General features: G+C 72.7%; 18 protein-coding genes. 13 read left to right on the top strand and 5 right to left on the bottom strand.

Translation table 11 applies throughout. The features are described 5' to 3' along the window. Nucleotides 1-42 precede the first annotated feature (42 nt). The 6 genes from rpsA to aroD all read left to right on the top strand — a co-directional run bounded on the left by rpsA (nt 43) and on the right by aroD (nt 6,290). The gene (rpsA, locus tag V1260_RS10625; protein WP_329746790.1) at nt 43-1,527 is read left to right on the top strand and encodes a 30S ribosomal protein S1; all 1,485 of its coding nucleotides are present in this window, start codon (nt 43-45) and stop codon (nt 1,525-1,527) included. Between the two features lie 115 nt (nt 1,528-1,642). After that, the gene (locus V1260_RS10620) at nt 1,643-2,473 is read left to right on the top strand and encodes an HAD-IIA family hydrolase (protein ID WP_329746789.1); all 831 of its coding nucleotides are present in this window, start codon (nt 1,643-1,645) and stop codon (nt 2,471-2,473) included. Nucleotides 2,474-2,564: 91 nt separating this feature from the next. Next, nucleotides 2,565-3,803 (top strand): chorismate synthase, encoded by a 1,239-nt coding sequence (gene aroC, locus V1260_RS10615; RefSeq protein ID WP_329746788.1) that lies wholly within the window; start codon nt 2,565-2,567, stop codon nt 3,801-3,803. After that, on the top strand, nt 3,800-4,339 hold the full coding sequence (locus V1260_RS10610) for a shikimate kinase (RefSeq protein WP_329746787.1): 540 nt from the start codon (nt 3,800-3,802) through the stop codon (nt 4,337-4,339). Before aroC ends, V1260_RS10610 begins: the two co-directional genes overlap by 4 nt. Then, entirely contained in the window at nt 4,336-5,418 is a 1,083-nt protein-coding gene (aroB, locus tag V1260_RS10605; RefSeq protein WP_329746786.1) for a 3-dehydroquinate synthase, read from the top strand. The genes V1260_RS10610 and aroB overlap by 4 nt, the downstream gene beginning before the upstream one ends. 5 nt (nt 5,419-5,423) lie before the next feature. Next, nucleotides 5,424-6,290 (top strand): type I 3-dehydroquinate dehydratase, encoded by an 867-nt coding sequence (gene aroD, locus V1260_RS10600; RefSeq protein ID WP_329746785.1) that lies wholly within the window; start codon nt 5,424-5,426, stop codon nt 6,288-6,290. Nucleotides 6,291-6,373: 83 nt separating this feature from the next. On the opposite strand, the gene V1260_RS10595 is transcribed toward aroD, so the two are convergent. Continuing rightward, complete coding sequence (locus V1260_RS10595; RefSeq protein WP_329746784.1) at nt 6,374-7,267, bottom strand: trimeric intracellular cation channel family protein; 894 nt, start codon at nt 7,265-7,267, stop codon at nt 6,374-6,376. Nucleotides 7,268-7,345: 78 nt separating this feature from the next. On the opposite strand from V1260_RS10595, the gene coaE reads away from it, so the two are divergent. Next, nucleotides 7,346-7,981 carry a dephospho-CoA kinase gene (gene coaE, locus V1260_RS10590; protein ID WP_329746783.1) on the top strand — a complete coding sequence of 212 codons (636 nt, stop codon included), beginning with the start codon at nt 7,346-7,348 and terminating at the stop codon, nt 7,979-7,981. Nucleotides 7,982-8,058: 77 nt separating this feature from the next. Further along, nucleotides 8,059-10,161: an excinuclease ABC subunit UvrB gene (uvrB, locus tag V1260_RS10585; protein ID WP_329746782.1), complete on the top strand. Its 2,103-nt coding sequence runs from the start codon at nt 8,059-8,061 to the stop codon at nt 10,159-10,161. A 21-nt stretch (nt 10,162-10,182) separates the two neighbouring features. Here the strand turns inward: uvrB and V1260_RS10580 are convergent, their stop codons facing one another. Both V1260_RS10580 and V1260_RS10575 read right to left on the bottom strand, forming a co-directional pair. Continuing rightward, a complete protein-coding gene (locus V1260_RS10580) occupies nt 10,183-10,488 on the bottom strand; it encodes a helix-turn-helix domain-containing protein (protein ID WP_329746781.1) in 306 nt (101 codons plus the stop codon). A 112-nt stretch (nt 10,489-10,600) separates the two neighbouring features. Further along, nucleotides 10,601-11,461, bottom strand: coding sequence for a LysR family transcriptional regulator (locus V1260_RS10575; RefSeq protein ID WP_329746780.1), 861 nt, complete (start codon nt 11,459-11,461; stop codon nt 10,601-10,603). A gap of 81 nt (nt 11,462-11,542) precedes the next feature. On the opposite strand from V1260_RS10575, the gene V1260_RS10570 reads away from it, so the two are divergent. Together V1260_RS10570 and V1260_RS10565 are read left to right on the top strand one after the other, a co-directional pair. Continuing rightward, nucleotides 11,543-12,520: an EamA family transporter gene (locus V1260_RS10570; protein WP_329746779.1), complete on the top strand. Its 978-nt coding sequence runs from the start codon at nt 11,543-11,545 to the stop codon at nt 12,518-12,520. Beyond that, the gene (locus tag V1260_RS10565; RefSeq protein WP_329746778.1) at nt 12,517-12,969 is read left to right on the top strand and encodes an NAD(P)-dependent oxidoreductase; all 453 of its coding nucleotides are present in this window, start codon (nt 12,517-12,519) and stop codon (nt 12,967-12,969) included. Before V1260_RS10570 ends, V1260_RS10565 begins: the two co-directional genes overlap by 4 nt. 7 nt (nt 12,970-12,976) lie before the next feature. Here the strand turns inward: V1260_RS10565 and V1260_RS10560 are convergent, their stop codons facing one another. Further along, on the bottom strand, nt 12,977-13,423 hold the full coding sequence (locus tag V1260_RS10560; protein WP_329746777.1) for a pyrimidine dimer DNA glycosylase/endonuclease V: 447 nt from the start codon (nt 13,421-13,423) through the stop codon (nt 12,977-12,979). Nucleotides 13,424-13,627: 204 nt separating this feature from the next. Between V1260_RS10560 and V1260_RS10555 the strand changes: the two genes are divergently transcribed. The 3 genes from V1260_RS10555 to V1260_RS10545 all read left to right on the top strand — a co-directional run bounded on the left by V1260_RS10555 (nt 13,628) and on the right by V1260_RS10545 (nt 16,037). Continuing rightward, the gene (locus tag V1260_RS10555; RefSeq protein WP_329746776.1) at nt 13,628-14,077 is read left to right on the top strand and encodes a hypothetical protein; all 450 of its coding nucleotides are present in this window, start codon (nt 13,628-13,630) and stop codon (nt 14,075-14,077) included. Between the two features lie 103 nt (nt 14,078-14,180). Further along, nucleotides 14,181-15,398, top strand: a complete 1,218-nt coding sequence (locus V1260_RS10550) for a VOC family protein (protein WP_329746775.1) — start codon at nt 14,181-14,183, stop codon at nt 15,396-15,398. An 84-nt stretch (nt 15,399-15,482) separates the two neighbouring features. Then, nucleotides 15,483-16,037 carry an AAA family ATPase gene (locus tag V1260_RS10545; protein WP_329746774.1) on the top strand — a complete coding sequence of 185 codons (555 nt, stop codon included), beginning with the start codon at nt 15,483-15,485 and terminating at the stop codon, nt 16,035-16,037. Here V1260_RS10545 and V1260_RS10540 read toward each other — a convergent pair. Next, nucleotides 16,012-17,751 carry a bifunctional 3'-5' exonuclease/DNA polymerase gene (locus V1260_RS10540; RefSeq protein ID WP_329746773.1) on the bottom strand — a complete coding sequence of 580 codons (1,740 nt, stop codon included), beginning with the start codon at nt 17,749-17,751 and terminating at the stop codon, nt 16,012-16,014. The genes V1260_RS10545 and V1260_RS10540 overlap by 26 nt on opposite strands. Between the last annotated feature and the right edge of the window lies 1 nt (nt 17,752).

Raw genomic sequence — 17,752 nt, 5'->3', positions numbered from 1 at the left:
CCGTACCTACTCGATTCCTGTCCCGACGGAGTTCCTACCTACATGACCGACACCACGACCCCCCAGATCGCCATCAACGACATCGGCGGCGCCGACGAACTCATGGCCGCCATCGATGCCACCATCAAGTACTTCAACGATGGCGACATCGTCGAGGGCACCGTGGTGAAGGTCGATCACGACGAGGTCCTCCTGGACATCGGCTACAAGACCGAGGGCGTCATCCCCTCGCGCGAGCTGTCCATCAAGCACGACGTCGACCCCGGTGAGGTCGTCGAGGTCGGCGACGAGATCGAGGCCCTCGTCCTCCAGAAGGAGGACAAGGAGGGTCGCCTGATCCTGTCCAAGAAGCGCGCCCAGTACGAGCGCGCCTGGGGCACGATCGAGCAGATCAAGGAAGACGAGGGCGTCGTCACCGGTCGCGTCATCGAGGTCGTCAAGGGCGGCCTCATCGTCGACATCGGCCTGCGCGGCTTCCTCCCGGCCTCCCTCGTGGAGATGCGCCGCGTCCGCGACCTGCAGCCGTACGTCGGCCAGGAGATCGAGGCGAAGATCATCGAGCTCGACAAGAACCGCAACAACGTGGTCCTGTCGCGCCGCGCCTACCTCGAGGAGACCCAGTCCGCGGTCCGCTCGGACTTCCTGCAGACCCTGCAGAAGGGCCAGGTCCGCGAGGGCAACGTGTCCTCCATCGTCAACTTCGGCGCCTTCGTCGATCTCGGCGGCGTCGACGGCCTGGTGCACGTCTCCGAGCTGTCCTGGAAGCACATCGACCACCCGTCCGAGGTCGTCGAGGTCGGTCAGCACGTCAAGGTCGAGGTCCTGGACGTCGACATGGACCGCGAGCGCGTCTCCCTGTCGCTGAAGGCGACCCAGGAGGACCCGTGGCAGCTGTTCGCCCGCACCCACGCCATCGGCGAGGTCGTGCCCGGCAAGGTCACCAAGCTGGTCCCCTTCGGCGCCTTCGTGCGTGTCGAGGACGGCATCGAGGGCCTCGTCCACATCTCCGAGCTGGCCCAGCGCCACGTCGACCTGCCCGAGCAGGTCGTCACGGTCGACCAGGACGTCTTCGTCAAGGTCATCGACATCGACCTCGAGCGTCGCCGTATCTCGCTGTCCCTCAAGCAGGCCAACGAGGGCGTGGACCCGGAGGGCGACGACTCGACCTTCGACCCCGCGCTCTACGGCATGGCGGCCGAGTACGACGCCAACGGCGAGTACAAGTTCCCCGAGGGCTTCGACCCGGAGACCAACGAGTGGCTCGAGGGCTACGACACCCAGCGCGAGGAGTGGGAGGCCCAGTACGCGGCCGCCTACGAGCGCTGGACCGCCCACAAGACCCAGGTCGCCGAGGCCATCAAGGCCGACGAGGAGTCCGCGAACGCCCCGGCCGCCGCGAGCACCTCCAGCACCCCGGAGTCGGCTCCGTCCTCGCAGACCTCGTACCAGTCGAGCTCCTCCGACGAGGGCACCCTGGCCTCCGACGAGGCCCTGGCCGCCCTGCGCGCCAAGCTCACCGGCAACTGATCACCCGCTGATCACCCGGCTCGGAAGGCCCGGTCCCCGCAGGGGGCCGGGCCTTCCGGCTGTCCGGGAACGGGACGGGTTGGGTGCGCCGCCCCGCCCGGGGCACACTGGGAGCATGTTCACCGCTCTCGAGGACCACCCGATCCACACCTGGCTGACCGACATGGACGGCGTGCTCGTGCACGAGGAGTCCGCCCTGCCCGGCGCCGCCGACTTCATCGCTGCGCTGCAGCAGTTCGGACGCCCCTTCCTCGTGCTCACCAACAACTCGATCTTCACGCCGCGGGACCTGAGGGCCCGGCTGGCGCGTTCCGGGATCGAGCTGCCCGAGGAGGCGATCTGGACCAGCGCCCTCGCCACCGCCCGCTTCCTCGCCGAGCAGGCACCCGGCTCGTCCGCCTACGTGATCGGCGAGGCCGGGCTCACCAGCGCCATGCACGAGGAGGGCTTCATCCTCGCGGACACCGATGTCGAGTTCGTGGTGCTGGGGGAGACCCGCACCTACTCCTTCGAGGCGATCACCCGGGCGATCCGTCTCGTGCGCGGCGGGGCGAAGTTCATCGCGACAAACCCCGATGTCACCGGTCCCAGCTCCGAGGGACCGCTCCCGGCGACCGGTGCGGTCGCCGCGATGATCACCGCGGCGACGGGCACCCAGCCGTACTACGTGGGCAAGCCGAACCCGCTCATGATGCGCACGGCGCTGAACCGCATCGGCGCCCATTCGGAGACCTCGGTGATGATCGGGGACCGCATGGACACCGACGTGAAGTCCGGGCTCGAGGCCGGCATGCGGTCGGTGCTGGTCCTGACCGGCTCCACCCGCGAGGACGAGATCACCCAGTACCCGTACCGGCCCACCGCCGTGCTGGGCGGCATCTCCGACGTGGTGCCGCTGGTCGAGCGGCTGACCCCGCTGGAGTCGGTGGAGCTGGACGAAGACTGACGCTTCCGGACGCGGCTTGGCGTCGGCCGGCGGATCGTCCTCACCTGGACGTCCGCGTCCCGGTCGGACGGCCCGTGAGAGAATCGTGGCCATGTTGCGCTGGCTCACGGCCGGGGAATCCCACGGCCCCTCCCTCATCTCCCTGCTCGACGGCGTCCCCGCCGGGATCGAGCTGACCAGTGACGATCTGCGCGAGGTGCTCGGCCGGCGCCGTCTCGGCCACGGTCGCGGCAGCCGCCAGAAGTTCGAGCAGGACGTGGTGAGCATCCACGGTGGCCTGCGGCACGGGCGCACCCTCGGATCTCCGCTTGCGATCGAGATCGCCAACTCGGAGTGGCCGAAGTGGGAGAAGGTCATGAGCGCCGACCCCGTCGAGCGAGAGGATCTCCTCGTCGACGCCGGCACCGGCGACGAGCGCGAGATCGCTCGGAACCGGCCTCTGACCCGGCCCCGCCCCGGTCATGCGGACCTCTCCGGCATGCTGAAGTACGGCTTCGACGACGCGCGTCCGGTGCTCGAGCGCGCGAGCGCCCGCGAGACCGCCGCCCGGGTGGTCGCGGGCCGGGTCGCCGCGGCCCTGCTCGAGCAGGCCGCCGGCATCCGTCTGGTCTCGCACACCCTCTCCGTCGGCTCCGTGCGCGTCCCCGAGGACGCCCCGCTGCCCACCCCCGAGGACGCCGCCGCGCTCGATGCGGACCCGCTGCGCTGCTTCCACCCGGAGACCTCCGCGGCGATGGTCGCCGAGGTCGATGCGGCCAAGGCCGATGCCGACACCCTCGGCGGCGTCGTCGAGGTCATCGCCTACGGCGTGCCCGTCGGCCTGGGCTCCCACACCCAGTGGGACCGCAAGCTGGACGGCCGCCTGGCCCAGGCGGTCATGTCGATCCAGGCGATGAAGGGCGTGGAGATCGGGGACGGCTTCGCGACCGCGGCACGCCGCGGATCCGCCGCGCACGACGAGATCCTGATCGCCTCGGAGTCCGGGCAGTATCCGCGCGTGACGAACCGCGCCGGCGGACTCGAGGGCGGGATGAGCAACGGCCAGGTGATCCGGGTCCGCGGCGCGCTCAAGCCCATCTCGACGGTGCCCCGCGCCCTGCGCACGGTCGACGTGGCGACGGGCGCCGAGGCCACGGCGAACCATCAGCGCTCGGACGTCTGCGCCGTCGCGCCCGCTGCCGTGATCGCCGAGGCCGTGGTCGCGCTGACCCTCGCGGACGCCCTGCTGGAGAAGGTCGGCGGGGACAGCGTCGAGGAGATCCGCGCCCACCTCGAGCGCACCGTCGAGCTGCAGTCCCGTCTCCCGGGCGGAGCGGACACCGCCTCGTGAGCGGGCCGCTCGTCATCCTGATGGGGCCCATGGCGGCGGGCAAGACCAGCGTCGGCCGCGCCCTCGCCGCCCGGCTCGGCGTCGCCTTCTGCGATCTCGACGCGCTGATCGTCACGGCCGCGGGCCGGCCGATCCCGGAGATCTTCGCCGCCGACGGGGAGGAGGGCTTCCGCGAGCTCGAGGCGGAGGTCCTCGCCCGCGCCCTCGAGGAGCAGACGGGGGTGCTCGCCCTCGGCGGCGGGGCGCCGATGCGGAGCGAGTCGGGGGAGAGGCTGCGCGGCCGCCGCGTGGTCCTCCTTGAGGTCGACGAGGCCATCGCCGCCCGCCGCATCGCGCGCGGCGCAGGACGCCCGATGCTGTCGGGGGACGACCCGATGGAGAGCTGGCGCCGGCTCGCCGCGGAGCGCGGACCCGTCTACCGCGACCTCGCCGCGCTGCGCATCGACGCCGGATCCGGCCCCCCGGCGCGCGTCGCGCGCCAGATCATGGACGAGCTGGGGCTGCGGGCCGCCGGCGCCGAGGAGGAGACCGCATGAGCACCACCACCATTCCCGTGACCACCCCGACCGGCGGCTATGACGTGCTCGTCGGCCGCGGACTGCTCGCCGCGGCACCGGACCGGATCCCCGAGCGGGCGCGCCGGGTGGTGATCATCCACCAGCCGAGCCTGCGCCAGGTCGCCGACGAGCTGCGCGAGGCGATCATCGCGACCGGCCGCGAGGCCTTCGCCGCGGAGATCCCCGACGGCGAGGAGGCCAAGACGGCGCAGGTCGCCGGGTTCCTCTGGGGGGTGTGCGGGCAGGCGGAGATCGGCCGCGGCGACCTCGTGATCGGTCTCGGCGGCGGCGCCGCCACGGACCTCGCGGGTTTCGTCGCCGCGTCCTGGCTGCGCGGCATCGACGTGCTGCAGGTTCCGACCACGGTCGCGGCGATGGTCGACGCGGCCGTCGGCGGGAAGACCGGCATCAACACCTCCGAGGGCAAGAATCTCGTCGGCGCGTTCCACCCGCCGATCGCCGTGGTCGCCGATCTCGACGTGCTCGCCGGCCTCGGCGCGCACGACGTCGCGGCGGGCCTCGCCGAGGCCGTGAAGGCCGGATTCATCGCCGACACCGAGATCCTCTCGCTCGTCGAGCAGGATCCCGACGCGGTGCGCGACACCGGCAGCGACGCCTTCCGCGAGGTGATCGAGCGGGCGATCCGGGTCAAGGCGCGCGTCGTCTCCGCCGACCTCACGGAGGCGGGCGAGAGAGAGATCCTCAACTACGGCCACACCCTCGGCCACGCGATCGAGCGCAACGAGCGTTACCAGTGGCGGCACGGCGCGGCGGTCTCCGTCGGCATGATGTTCGCCGCCGAGCTCTCCCACCTCGCCGGCAAGCTCTCCGAGGCCGAGGTCGACCGCCATCGCACGATCCTCACCTCGCTCGGCCTGCCCGTGACCTACCGCGACCGCCAGTGGCCGAAGCTCGAGGACGCCATGAAGCGCGACAAGAAAACCCGCGCCGGCGTGCTGCGCTTCGTGGTGCTGGACCGCATCGGGAAGGTCTCGCGCCTCGAGGGCCCGGACCCGGCGCTGCTGCTGGCCGCCTACGCCGCCGTGACGGAGGACTGAGCGGCGTGACCGCCCATGACGCGATGCCGTCCTCGGACCGATCCGCCGCGCCGGCTGACGCGGCGGGGGGCCCGGATCCGCGGCGGCGCACCGTCACCGTGCGTGGGATCGAGCTGGGCCGGGGCCGCCCCGAGGTGATCGTGCCGCTCGTCGGCGACCACCTCGACGCGCTCCTCGGCCAGGCCGCCGCCGCGGTCGAGGCCCCCGCCCGGATCGTCGAATGGCGCCTCGACCGCTTCCGCCCCGACCTCGGGGACCCGGCGGAGCACCGCGTCGCCGTGCTCGCCGCCCTCGCCCCGCTGCGCGCCGCCCTCGGCCCGGACCGGGCGCTCCTGGTCACCTTCCGCACCGCCGCCGAGGGCGGACCGCGCCCGATCGCGGATCACGACCTCGGGGAGCTCCTCCTCGCGCTGATCACGGGCCGGCCCGCCGGGACCCAGTCCGCGGTGGACCTCGTCGACGTCGAGACCGCGCGGGACGGCGCGATGGTCGCCCGCGTGATCGAGGCGGCGCGCCGCAACGGCATCGCCGTCGTCGGCTCGTTCCACGACATGGAGGCGACGCCCACCCGGGAGCGGATCGTCGAGATCCTTCGCGGGCAGCGCGAGCTCGGCGCGGACGTGCCGAAGATCGCGGTCACCCCGCGGAGCCCGATGGACGTGCTGACCCTGCTCGCGGCGAGCCTCGCCGTGGCCGGGGACCGCCACGGTCCGCACCTCGCGATCAGCATGGGCACGCTCGGCGCCGCGAGCCGCGTCGCCGCGGAGACGTTCGGCAGCGCCGCGACATTCGCGACGGTCGGGGAGGCCTCGGCGCCCGGTCAGCTCGACGCGGTCGACGTCGCGCGGATGCTCGAGCTGCTGCGTCCCTGAGGGCGTCGCGCGCGGCGGCGCCCCGCGACGATCCCGCGGCGCCCCGCGCGGCGGCCAGGCTCCCCGCGCCGTGCCCCGGCGCGTCAGCGCGCCGCGGCGGTCCCGGGGTCCCGGCCGTGGCGCTGCTCGTGCTCGATCGTGCCGGGGAGCGCCTCCGCCTCCGGGAAGACCCGCTCCTCGAAGTAGTGCGCATCGCGGTCCTCGGCCGCGCTGTCCTCGGCGAGGTCGTCGTGGTCCACGTCGACGACCGGGATCGCGCCGGTCTCGAGCGCCACCCGCTCCCGCTCGTCCTTGCGGGTGCGGCGCACGAGCCGCTTGAGCTGGGTCGCGGACAGGGTCACCTGCCATTCCTGATGGGCCGGCAGCGACCAGCGGCGCCAGGCCGCGACCCCGGCGAGCAGCGAGCCCGCGGCGACGGCGATCAGCACCGTGGGGGAGGGGAGGCCGAGGGCCAGCACCAGCCAGGTCATCACCGCGGTGACGAGCGCCCCGGTCGCGTACAGGGGGCCGCCGCCGAAGATCTGGGGGATCCGCCCCACGAGGACGTCGCGGATCACGCCGCCGCCGACGGCGCTCGTGACCCCGAGCAGGATCGCGGGCAGCACGTCGAGGCCGTAGCCGAGGGACTTCGCCGTGCCGGTCGCCGCCCACAGCCCCATCGCCGCGATGTCGAGCACCGTCACCAGGCGGCGCCACCACGGGCCGTCGGCGTGGATGAGGAAGGTGAACATCGCCCCGGCGAGGGCGCACGCGAGGTACCAGGGGCCGTCGAAGGCGGCGGGGGTGCCGTAGTCGAGGATCAGGTCTCGCACGAGCCCGCCGCCGAGGCCGGCGACGATCCCGATGACTGCGAAACCGACCGCGTCGAAGTTCAGCCGCGAGGCGATCGCTCCGGCCGCCACCCCCATCACGAACACGCCCACGAGGTCCAGCACACGGAGGAAATCGTTGGTCACGAGCAGCTGCAGAGGATCCACCCGAGCACCGTACGACCTGGGGCGCCAGCCGGGGAACAGCTCGTGACGGCTCTGACGCGCTAGCTCTACGATCGGGTCATGGACCCCGCATCGCCCCGCGTCCGCGTCGGCCTCACCGGCGGCATCGGCTCCGGCAAGTCCACGGTCGCCGCGCTCTGGCGCGGCGCCGGGATGCGCGTGATCGACCTCGACGCGCACTCCCGCGCAGTGCTCGACATGCCCGGGGACGGGGTCGAGGAGGCGATCGCGCGCTTCGGCGAGGAGCTGCGCAACCCGGCAGGCACGATCGACCGCGCCGCGATGGCGCGGATCGTCTTCGCCGATGCCGCGGCCCGCGCCGACCTCGAGCGGATCGTGCTCACCCGCGTCGACGAGGCGGTCGCCCGCGAGGAGGCCGACGCCGCCGCGGCGGGGGAGCGGATCGTCGTGCACGACAGCCCGCTGTTGCTCGAGAAGGCGCAGGACGCCGCGGGCACCTACGCCGCGGTGGTCGCGGTGCTCGCTCGGCGCGAGGACCGCATCGCGCGGGTGATCCGCGACCGCGGCAGGGACCGCGCCTACGTCGAGTCGATCATGGCCGCGCAGGTCACCGATCTCGAGCGGATCCGGCGCGCGGACCGGCTGATCCTCAACACATCGGGCCGCACGGAGCTCGCCGACCGTGCGGACCGCGCGCTCGAGGCGGTGCGCACGCTCCTGGACCGACGCCGCTGAGCGCGGCCCGTCGGCCCTGAGCGGACAGGAGACGTGCGCCATGTCGTCCGTCGGCCCCGGGTCGTAGGCTCGACCCCATGCGTCCTGTCACCGATCTGGTCCGCGCCGAGCATCCCTTCGAGGTCGTCTCCGAGTACTCGCCGTCCGGCGATCAGCCGCAGGCGATCAAGGAGCTCACGAAGCGCATCAACGACGGCGAGCAGGATGTCGTGCTGCTCGGCGCGACGGGCACCGGCAAGTCCGCGACGACGGCCTGGCTCATCGAGCAGGTGCAACGGCCCACGCTGGTGATGGCGCACAACAAGACCCTCGCCGCGCAGCTCGCGAGCGAGTTCCGGGAGCTGCTGCCGCACAACGCGGTCGAGTACTTCGTCTCGTACTACGACTACTACCAGCCGGAGGCGTACGTCCCGCAGTCGGACACCTACATCGAGAAGGACTCCTCGATTAACGCCGAGGTGGAGCGGCTGCGGCACAGCGCCACCAACTCGCTGCTGACCCGCCGTGACGTGGTCGTGGTCTCGTCCGTCTCTTGCATCTACGGCCTCGGCACGCCGCAGGAGTACGTGGACCGCATGGTGCAGCTGTCCCGCGGCCAGCAGCTGGACCGCGACGACCTCCTGCGCCACTTCGTCGACATGCAGTACGACCGCAACGACGTCGCCTTCGAGCGGGGCACGTTCCGGGTGCGCGGCGACACGGTCGAGATCATCCCGATGTACGAGGAGCTCGCGATCCGCATCGAGTTCTTCGGCGACGAGGTCGATGCGCTCTACACCCTGCATCCGCTCACCGGCGAGGTGATCCGGCAGGAGGACCACATCCACATCTTCCCCGCCTCGCACTACGTCGCGGGCCCCGAGCGGCTCGCGCGTGCGATCGGCACGATCGAGGAGGAGCTCGCCGAGCGGCTCGTGGAGCTCGAGGGCCAGAACAAGCTGCTCGAGGCGCAACGGCTGCGGATGCGCACCACGCACGATCTCGAGATGCTGCGGCAGATGGGCTCGACCAACGGCGTCGAGAACTACTCCCGCCATCTCGACGGCCGCGCGCCCGGCACCGCCCCGAACACCCTGATGGACTACTTCCCCGAGGACTTCCTGCTGGTCATTGACGAGTCTCACGTGACCGTCCCGCAGATCGGCGCGATGTACGAGGGGGACCGGTCCCGCAAGCGGACCCTCGTCGACTTCGGCTTCCGCCTCCCCTCGGCGCTCGACAACCGCCCCCTCACGTTCGGCGAGTTCACCGAGCGCACCGGCCAGACGGTCTATCTCTCCGCGACCCCGGCCGAGTACGAGCTGAACCGCGCGAACGGGGTGGTCGAGCAGATCATCCGGCCGACGGGACTGGTGGACCCCGAGGTGATCGTCAAGCCGGTCAAGGGCCAGATCGACGATCTCCGCGAGGAGATCGAGAAGCGCGTCCAGCGGGACGAGCGCGTGCTCGTGACGACGCTGACCAAGCGCATGGCGGAGGACCTCACCGACTTCCTGCTCGAGAATGGGGTGCGGGTCCAGTACCTGCACTCGGACGTCGACACGCTGCGCCGGATCGAGCTGCTCCGCTCCCTGCGCCAGGGCGAGTTCGACGTGCTCGTGGGTATCAACCTGCTGCGCGAGGGCCTGGACCTGCCGGAGGTCTCGCTCGTCGCGATCCTCGACGCGGACAAGGAGGGCTTCCTCCGCTCGCGCACCTCGCTGATCCAGACGATCGGCCGTGCGGCCCGCAACGTGTCCGGTCAGGTGCACATGTACGCGGACCGGATCACCGACTCGATGCAGCAGGCGATCGACGAGACGAACCGCCGCCGCGAGAAGCAGATCGCCTACAACACCGAGCACGGCATCGATCCGACCCCGCTGCGCAAGCGGATCGCCGACGTCACGGACATGCTCGCCCGCGAGGACATCGACACCGAGACCCTGATGGCGACCGACTACCGCTCCGGCAAGGAGCGGGTGGCGCGGGACCGCGCCCGGGCCAACGCCGTCGACTCCGTGCAGGGCCGCAAGGTCGACCTCGGTGACGATCCGGTCGGCGCGCTCACCGGCATGATCGACGAGATGACCGCGCAGATGCACCAGGCGGCGGAGTCGCTGAACTTCGAGGTCGCAGCCCGGCTGCGTGACGAGGTGCATGAGCTGAAGAAGGAGCTGCGGGCCGTGCAGCGCTCCTGACGCGCTCAGGACAGGCAGCGCTCATCGGGCGATTGCCAGACGGAGGCCGAGCACATCGACCACGGCCGGGACTGCCCGCAGGCCGGGGCCTCCGGTGCCGGACTCTATGTCGCGGATCGTGCGGTCGGGCAGCCCCGAGAGCTCGCCGAGCTGCTGCTGGGTCAGGTAAGCCTCTTTGCATGCTGCGCGAATCGCAGCGCCGATCTCGGTGGCGAGGTCCTCACCTGCGGCCGTAGCGGAAAGATCCTTCCGAAATCGTCGATTCTGGGTCCAGCACGCGATGCCAGGCAGTCTTTCGGAAAGATGCTTCCGATGAAGCAGGAGCATGGCTCCTCGCGGCGATGGACCGCAGAGCGGGACTGCAGTGCCGGAAGAGTACTTTCGACTGCTGTGGGAAGAGGGTAGGCCGACCATGGGCGGCCCGGACTCCGACAGCCGCTCAGGGCAGCAGCCGGAGGGCGGCCCGCGCGGCCGAGCTGGGCTGGAAGGCGTTCCACACCAGGTGCACCGTGCGATGCGGGCCGCTGCGGACGGTGAGCGTGCGGGCGCCGTGGGTGGGGGCGAAGGGCGCGGGCAGCAGTGCGACGGCCAGTCCTGCACAGACCAGCTCTCCGATCAGCTGCGCGGTGGAGGCCTCGTAGGGGACTCGGCGCACCAGGCCTGCGGCCCGAAATGCCCGGTCGGTCTGGGCGCGGCCGGGGCTGCCCGTGGCGAAGTCCGCGAACGGCTCCTCAGCCAGCTCGGCCAGATCCACCGTGCCGCGACGGGCCAGAAGGTGCTCCTCGGGCACCACGGCCACGAGCGCCTCCTCGGCCAGCACCCGGTGCTCGACCCCCTCGGGGATGATGCCCTGGGCGAGGCCGAGCACTGCCAGGTCGATCTCGTCCTCGCGCACCGCGGCGACGAGCTCGTCGCTGGCTCCGACACGGAGCCTCACGTTCACCTCCGGGTGGGCCTCGTGCAGGCGGCGCACCAGGGCGGGGATGTCCAGCGCCGTGACCGTGGGAATCAGTCCGATCGTCAGGGTGCCGCTGACCACTCCGACCGCCGCCGTGGCCTCCGCCGCGGCGCGCTCGGCGGCGTCCAGACTGCTGCGGGCCCATGGGAGGAACGCCTCCCCGGCGGGCGTGAGCTCGACCCGCCGGCTGGAGCGTGCGAAGAGGGGCGTGCCGATCTCGTCCTCGAGCTTGCGCACCTGGTGGCTGAGCGCCGATTGGACCACGAAGCACTGCTGCGCCGCTCGGGTGAAGTTCCGGGTCTCGGCGACGGCGAGGACGTAGCGCAGCTGCTGCAGTTCCATGCCGACAATCGTGCTACGCGATCGCTTGAACGACAAGCATGTGTTGGACTCATGCATGGAGGCAGGTGGACAGTGGAACACATGGCCACAGCCCCCTCTGCCACAACCTCCCCCTCCTCCATCTCCAGGGGTGCTCCGGTGCTCTCCACCGCCTTCGCCCCCATGGTCTGGGGAAGCACCTACGTGGTGACCACCGTGTTGCTGCCAGCGGACCACGCCCTGTGGTCGGGGGTGCTGCGGGCGCTTCCCGCGGGACTGCTGCTGTGCGCACTGGGCAGGACGCTCCCGCGCGGGCACTGGTGGTGGCGGGCGCTCGTGCTCGGCACGCTGAGCATCGGGGCGTTCTTCCCGCTGCTGTTCGTCGCGGCGTACCTCCTGCCCGGTGGTATCGCGGCGATCTTCGGGGCCGCCAGCCCTCTGCTCGTTGCGGCTCTCGCCCTCCCGCTGCTGTCCGAGCGCCCCACTGCGTGGCGGCTGTGCTGGGGAGTGCTTGCCGTGGTGGGCGTGACGATGATGGTCCTCGCTCCGGGGGTCGAGCTGAACCTGCTCGGCGTGCTCGCCGGGATCGCGGCACCGGTGAGCATGGCGGTGGGCACCGTGCTGAGCAAGCGCTGGGGCAGACCCGTCGGCCCGGTGCCCTATGCCGGCTGGCAGCTCGCCGCCGGCGGCTTCGTGATCGTGCCGCTCGCACTGCTGGTCGAGGGGGCGCCGCCTGCTCTGGATGCTCCAGCCGTTGCGGGCTATGCCTGGCTGGGACTGGTCGGTGCGGCCCTGGCGTACACGCTCTGGTTCCGCGGGGTGGGCAGGATGCCCGCGGGCGCGGTCGCCTTCCTGCCGCTGATCTCGCCGCTCGTCGCCGCCGTCCTCGGGTGGTGGGTGCTCGGCGAGGGTCTCACTGCGTTCCAGAGCGTCGGATTCGTCCTCGCGCTGATCGCCGTCGCGAGCGCCCAGCGGTCGCCCACCCGGCCGACCCGATCGGGCACCGAGTCCGAGACATCCCACGATCCCCGCCCTGCCGCCACGACGACGAACACCCCGACGAAGGAACACGCCGCATGAAGATCCTCATTCTCGGTGCGACCGGCGCGGCCGGGACTCGCCTCACGGCCGAGACGCTGCGAAGAGGTCACGAGGTCACCGCAGCATCCCGCAGCATCCGCCCGGGCTTCATCGGACGGGCGCAGTCCGCCGTGCTCGACGGCTCCTCGGCCGCTCACGTCGCAGATCTCGCGCAGGAGCACGACGTGGTCATCGGGGCCACCCGTCCGGCTCCCGGCCGGGAGGAGGACATCGATGTCGTCACCGCAGGGATCGCCGAGGGCACCCGCCGGGCGGGTCGACGGCTCGTCGTCGTCGGTGCGGCACCCCTGCGAATCCCCGGAACCTCCTGGAGCGCGCTCGAGGACCCGGTGTGGGTGCCTCGGCGGTTCCGTGCGTTCGCAGCCCCCAGCAGCCGCCAGCTCGAGAGCCCGACCACCCCGCGCGGCATCCTCTCGATCGGGCGCTGAGCCCGTCTCAGGCGGGTTCTCGCTCCCACGGCTCGACGGGTCCCGGCACGACGGTGAACAGCGGATGCGGCTCCGGGCCGGACAGCTGCCGCAGCCGGTGGTGGAGGTCGGGGCTGCGGAGCTCGAGCTTGGCCAGCAGGTGGCGCCACTCCAGGGCGAGCTGCTCGTCGGTGACCGGGATCCTCGTCGCAGGCGCCTCGAGGTTCGGCGCATGGTCGATGCGGGAGCGGTCGAAACGGTAGCCGCGCGACGACGCCTCGGCGGCAAGGGCCTCGAGGTACAGGCCGACCGAGGCGAGGGGATCGGCCTGCGCGCGGAAGCGCTCGAGCTGAGGATGCGATCTGTACCCGCGCGTGCGCTCTGCCAGCACGGCCTGCGCCAGCAGCGATTCCCGCCAACAGCCCGTGAGGCCCTGGCGGTCGAGGTAGCGGGGGTGCAGTGACCAGAGGCGCATCGGGCCATTCTCCCTCATCGGCGAGCGGCGGCGAAGGTCGTGCTCCGAGGCCGACGATCGTCGGCCGTCGAGGACCGGATGTCCCGGTAGCGTCGAGGGTACGCAGCACCCTGCTCGGCGAGGTGAGCGAGGGGCGAGGTGAGCGAGGGGACCTGCCCCGCACGGACGGCTCATGCCATGCCGCAGGACGACGAGGAGGACCACGTGGCACCATCCCAGCGCATCCGCATCCGGATTCTCTCCCTGGCCGTGGGCACCGCCGCCGCGTCCGGCCTCGGGATGATCCCGGTGCACCGCCTGCCGCGACCGGTCCGGGCCGGCTACGTCCTGCTGCCCGCGGTGCTCTCCACCGGTGTCAGCCTCCTCGCTCAGCAGGGATGCCTGGACCCGTCGGGCGACGACGATCCGATCCTGCACGGACTGCGGCCCCCGACGGTTCCCGAGGCGGCGCTCTCCCTCGCCCTCGGCGGCCTGATGGTCTGGGCGGGCGTAGCGGGCCTCCGCCTGGACCGTGGGGCGGAGGGCTTCCTGCGACGCCGGGAGGTGCCGGCGCCCCGGCTGTGGATCGGGCTCGCGACCGGTGCGGTGACCCTCGCCTCGACTCTCCTCGACACCCGGGACCCGGGCCGCGACGACCCCTCGAAGCAGGCGTAGGCCCTGCTCGAGGCGCTCCCCGCGCGAGCACCGGGAACCCCCGGCTCTCGGGTGCCGTCACGGCCCCTTGAGACCCCCGGAGCCGGGCAGTAGCTTTGCCGCCATGGCCACCATCGGCGGGGATGCAGAGGACTGGCGCACGCTCGGCGGCGTGCGGACCGCATGGTTCACCGCGCCGTCCCTCACGGCGTCCGCGGCGCTGGGCGCGCGGCTCTCACCCGACCCGGACGTCCTGGGCTGCGACCTCCGATCCACCGGGCTGCGGGTGCGCGTCCGGTCCCTCGCCGCCGCCGAGAGGGTCTCGGCGACGGCCCGGGGGATCGGGCTGCTCGCGGACCCGAGCGTCCTGCAGGAGATCTCCCTCGTGACCGAGTCGCCCCGTCCCGGGGACATCGAGCCCTTCTGGCGGAGCGCCCTCGGCTACGCCTCCTCGGAGGGAATGGCGGCAGAGGACCCGCCGGCGGACGGCATGACGCTGATCGACCCGCTGCGGCGGGATCCACGGCTCCGCCTGTGCACCGCGGAGGACCCGCGACCGCTCCGTCAGCGACTGCATCTCGACATCGTCCGGCCGGAGCCCGTGCTGGCCGGCCTGGATCTCGGCCCGGCGGGCGGTCCCTACGGCGTGCGACATGCCGATGCCGACGGCAACGAGATCGATGCGGTGCCGGGCTCGCCCCTCGGCGGGACGCCGGAGTCGGCGGACTGGTGGCAGGTGTTCGGCGCCATGGCGTGCTACCGCCTGGCGAGCGCCGAGGGGCGGGCCGAGCTGGTCACCGCCGCCGCGGCCCTCGCCGAGGAGGCCGGCGCGCCGCTCCTCGTCGACCTGCGCGCCGAGCTGGTGCTCCTGGACAGCGGCAAGGACCAGTGGGAGGAGGGTGTGTACCCCGCAGGCATGGACGTCCTCGATCTGGCCGCCCGGATCCAGGCCGCCGCGCGCGGGCTCGGCGCCGTCGCGGTCCCCGACATGCCGCGCTTCGTCCAGCTGTTCCTCGACGCCGCGGATGTCGCCTCGGTCCGCGACTTCTGGGCGGCGGCGCTCGGCTGGCGGAGGGATCCGCGCGACGGCGTCACCGACCTCGTCGATCCCCGACGCCTGGGCCCCGCGCTCGTGCTCCAGGGGCTCGACCCGGTCGACGACGCGCGGCGACGACAGCGCAGCCGCACCTGGCCCGTGCTCGAGCTGGCTCCCGAGGCAGTGCACGCGCGGATCGAGCAGTCCCTCGCCGCCGGGGGCAGTCTCCTCGAGGGCGCGGAGCCCGGGCGATGGCTCCTCGCGGACCCCGAGGGCAATCCGCTCGAGATCCTCAGCGCCCGCTGACCGCCGCGCCGCCGAGGGGTCTCGGTCGACGGGCACCGGCCGGTCCTCACGGCGGAGGGTCCCGTTCTCTGCCAGGATGGAGCGATGGGGATCCCTCGAGGCGTGCCGCCGTTCATCCTCCTGCGCGGGAACTCCGCCTCCGGGAAGTCGACGGCGGCGCGACGGCTACAGCGCGCCCTGCCGCGCGGCGAGGTCGCGGTGATCGGGCAGGACCACGTGCGCCGCGAGCTGCTGTGGGAGCGCGAACAGGGTCAGGGCGACACCATCGGCCTGCTCGAGGCGATGGTCCGGCACTGCCTGGGGATCGGGCGCATCACCGTCCTGGAGGGCATCTTCGGTGCCGTGCGCTATCACGGCATGATCGAGCGGATGCTCGAGGCGGCACCCGGTGCGGCCCTCGTGTACTACCTCGACGTCAGCCTCCCGGAGACGCTGCGCCGTCACTCCGGCAAGCCGATCGCGGGGCACGTGCACGGCGAGGTGGTCGCGTCCTGGTACCGACCCCACGACGTGCTCGGCGTCCCGGGGGAGCAGGTCCTCGGGGAGGACCTCTCGGAGGATCAGCTGGTCGAGAGGATCCTCGGCGACCTCTCCAGGGTCCTCGCCGAACCGCTCACTTCTCCGCCGAGCGCTCCGTGATCGAGAGGTCCAGCGGGAAGTCGATCGCGCTGCCGGGGAAGAGCAGCCGCCCCGCCGCCTGAGCGGTGTTGCGGATCGCCTCCGCGGCGGCCTCGGCCTGCTCCTCGGGGGCGTGCACGATCACCTCGTCGTGCAGGAAGAACGCCAGGTGCGGCCGCCGCGCGAAGACGGGTCCGGAGGCCCGGGCGGCCCGCCCCTCGGGCACCTCCTCGAACCGGCTGAGGGCGAGGCGCAGCCCCGCCATCCAGGACAGCGCCCACTCGGCCGCCGTGCCCTGCACGACGAAGTTCCGGGTGAATCGCCCCCGGTCCCGTGCGGCGCGCCGCGCCCGCTCACCCTCCCCGGCGGGGGCGTCGGCCCCGTGCGCCGCGGCCTGCGCGCGCGTCCACTCCTGCTCGGGGGCGGGGGAGGAGCGGCCGAGCCACGTGGTCACCGTCCCGCCCCGTTCCCCGGTCGCGGCCGCTCCGTCCACCAGCGCCATCGCCGCGGGGAAGCGCTGCCGCAGCCGCGGCACCACCCGTCCGCTGTCCCCGGCGGTTCCCCCGTAGAGCGCCCCGAGCACCCCCACCTTCGCCTCCTGCCGGGTCGCGACGATGCCGGCCTCGACGATGCCGGCGTAGAGGTCGCGGCCGGCGCCGGCGGTGATCATCGCCTCGTCCGCGGCCATGGCGGCGAGCACCCGCGGCTCGAGCTGGGACACGTCGGCGCTGACCAGCATCCAGCCGGGATCGGCGCGCAGGGCCGGCCGCAGCTGCCGCGGGATCTGCAGGGCGCCCCCGCCGCTGGACGCCCACCGCCCGGTGACCACGCCGCCGGGCACGTAGACCGGGCGGTACCGGCCCTCGTGCACCCACTCGTCGATCCACGCCCAGCCGTTCGCCGTCAGCAGGCGGGACATCTTCTTGTAGCGCAGCAGCGGCTCGATCGCCGGATGCTCCTGCTCCTGCAGTTCCCACTGCGAGGTGGAGCGCACGTCGATGCCGGCCCGGTGCAGGGCCCGCAGCAGGCGGGGCGGGGAGTCGAGGGACAGCTGCGGGTCGCCGAGGGCCGCACGCACCTCCGCGCCGACCTCCGCCATGCGGGCGGGCGGCGACCCGGCGGACGGGCGCGGCCCGACGGCCGCCGTGAGGATGCGGTCGTGCTCGGCCACGTCCCAGGGGATGCCGGCGGCCTGCAGCTCGGCGGCGATCAGCGCCCCGGCGGACTCCGCCGCCGCGAGCAGCCGCAGCCGGCCCTTGTCCCGTGCGCCGTCGAGCGCCTCCCGCTGGCGGCCGAGCTCGGCGAGCACCTCGTCGATGTCGTGGGGCACGCCCTGGTCACGCGTGGCCGACGGGTCCAGGTCGAAGAGCGCGTCCCCGCGCCGATCGACCTCCGGTGCGGGATCGACGGGCGTGTCCCAGGCGGTCGCCGCGCGCAGCGCCCGCACGTCCGCGACCAGCTGCGAATGGCGCAGGATCCGGTGCACGAGGCGCAGGTCGAGACAGCGCTCGAGGGTCACCCCGGCGGCCAGCAGGCGCGGATACCAGGTGCGCACGTCCGGGAGCACCCAGCGCGGGCGCACCGCGGCCTCCTGCGCGGCGACGGCCTCCGCGAGTCCCTCGAGGTCGACGGAGGCGGTCGCGAGGACCGTGCCGTCCTCGGCGAGGTCGACCTGGGCGATCCGCCCGTCGGCCGCCCGCCCCAGGGCGGTCCAGACCGGTCTGTCGGCCTCCATC

This window comes from Brachybacterium sp. J144 (assembly GCF_036321705.1).
Classification (GTDB): domain Bacteria; phylum Actinomycetota; class Actinomycetes; order Actinomycetales; family Dermabacteraceae; genus Brachybacterium.
Note: the sequence above shows the minus strand (reverse complement) of the source record. Positions and strands in the feature narration are given on the sequence as shown.

Bases quoted from the DNA above. Each gene is read 5' to 3' on its own strand.
- rpsA (WP_329746790.1), top strand. From the start codon at position 43: ATGACCGACACCACGACCCCCCAGATCGCCATCAACGACATCGGCGGC.
- V1260_RS10620 (WP_329746789.1), top strand. From the start codon at position 1,643: ATGTTCACCGCTCTCGAGGACCACCCGATCCACACCTGGCTGACCGAC.
- aroC (WP_329746788.1), top strand. From the start codon at position 2,565: ATGTTGCGCTGGCTCACGGCCGGGGAATCCCACGGCCCCTCCCTCATC.
- aroB (WP_329746786.1), top strand. From the start codon at position 4,336: ATGAGCACCACCACCATTCCCGTGACCACCCCGACCGGCGGCTATGAC.
- coaE (WP_329746783.1), top strand. From the start codon at position 7,346: ATGGACCCCGCATCGCCCCGCGTCCGCGTCGGCCTCACCGGCGGCATC.
- uvrB (WP_329746782.1), top strand. From the start codon at position 8,059: ATGCGTCCTGTCACCGATCTGGTCCGCGCCGAGCATCCCTTCGAGGTC.
- V1260_RS10580 (WP_329746781.1), bottom strand. From the start codon at position 10,488: ATGCTCCTGCTTCATCGGAAGCATCTTTCCGAAAGACTGCCTGGCATC.
- V1260_RS10575 (WP_329746780.1), bottom strand. From the start codon at position 11,461: ATGGAACTGCAGCAGCTGCGCTACGTCCTCGCCGTCGCCGAGACCCGG.
- V1260_RS10570 (WP_329746779.1), top strand. From the start codon at position 11,543: ATGGCCACAGCCCCCTCTGCCACAACCTCCCCCTCCTCCATCTCCAGG.
- V1260_RS10565 (WP_329746778.1), top strand. From the start codon at position 12,517: ATGAAGATCCTCATTCTCGGTGCGACCGGCGCGGCCGGGACTCGCCTC.
- V1260_RS10560 (WP_329746777.1), bottom strand. From the start codon at position 13,423: ATGCGCCTCTGGTCACTGCACCCCCGCTACCTCGACCGCCAGGGCCTC.
- V1260_RS10550 (WP_329746775.1), top strand. From the start codon at position 14,181: ATGGCCACCATCGGCGGGGATGCAGAGGACTGGCGCACGCTCGGCGGC.
- V1260_RS10545 (WP_329746774.1), top strand. From the start codon at position 15,483: ATGGGGATCCCTCGAGGCGTGCCGCCGTTCATCCTCCTGCGCGGGAAC.
- V1260_RS10540 (WP_329746773.1), bottom strand. From the start codon at position 17,751: ATGGAGGCCGACAGACCGGTCTGGACCGCCCTGGGGCGGGCGGCCGAC.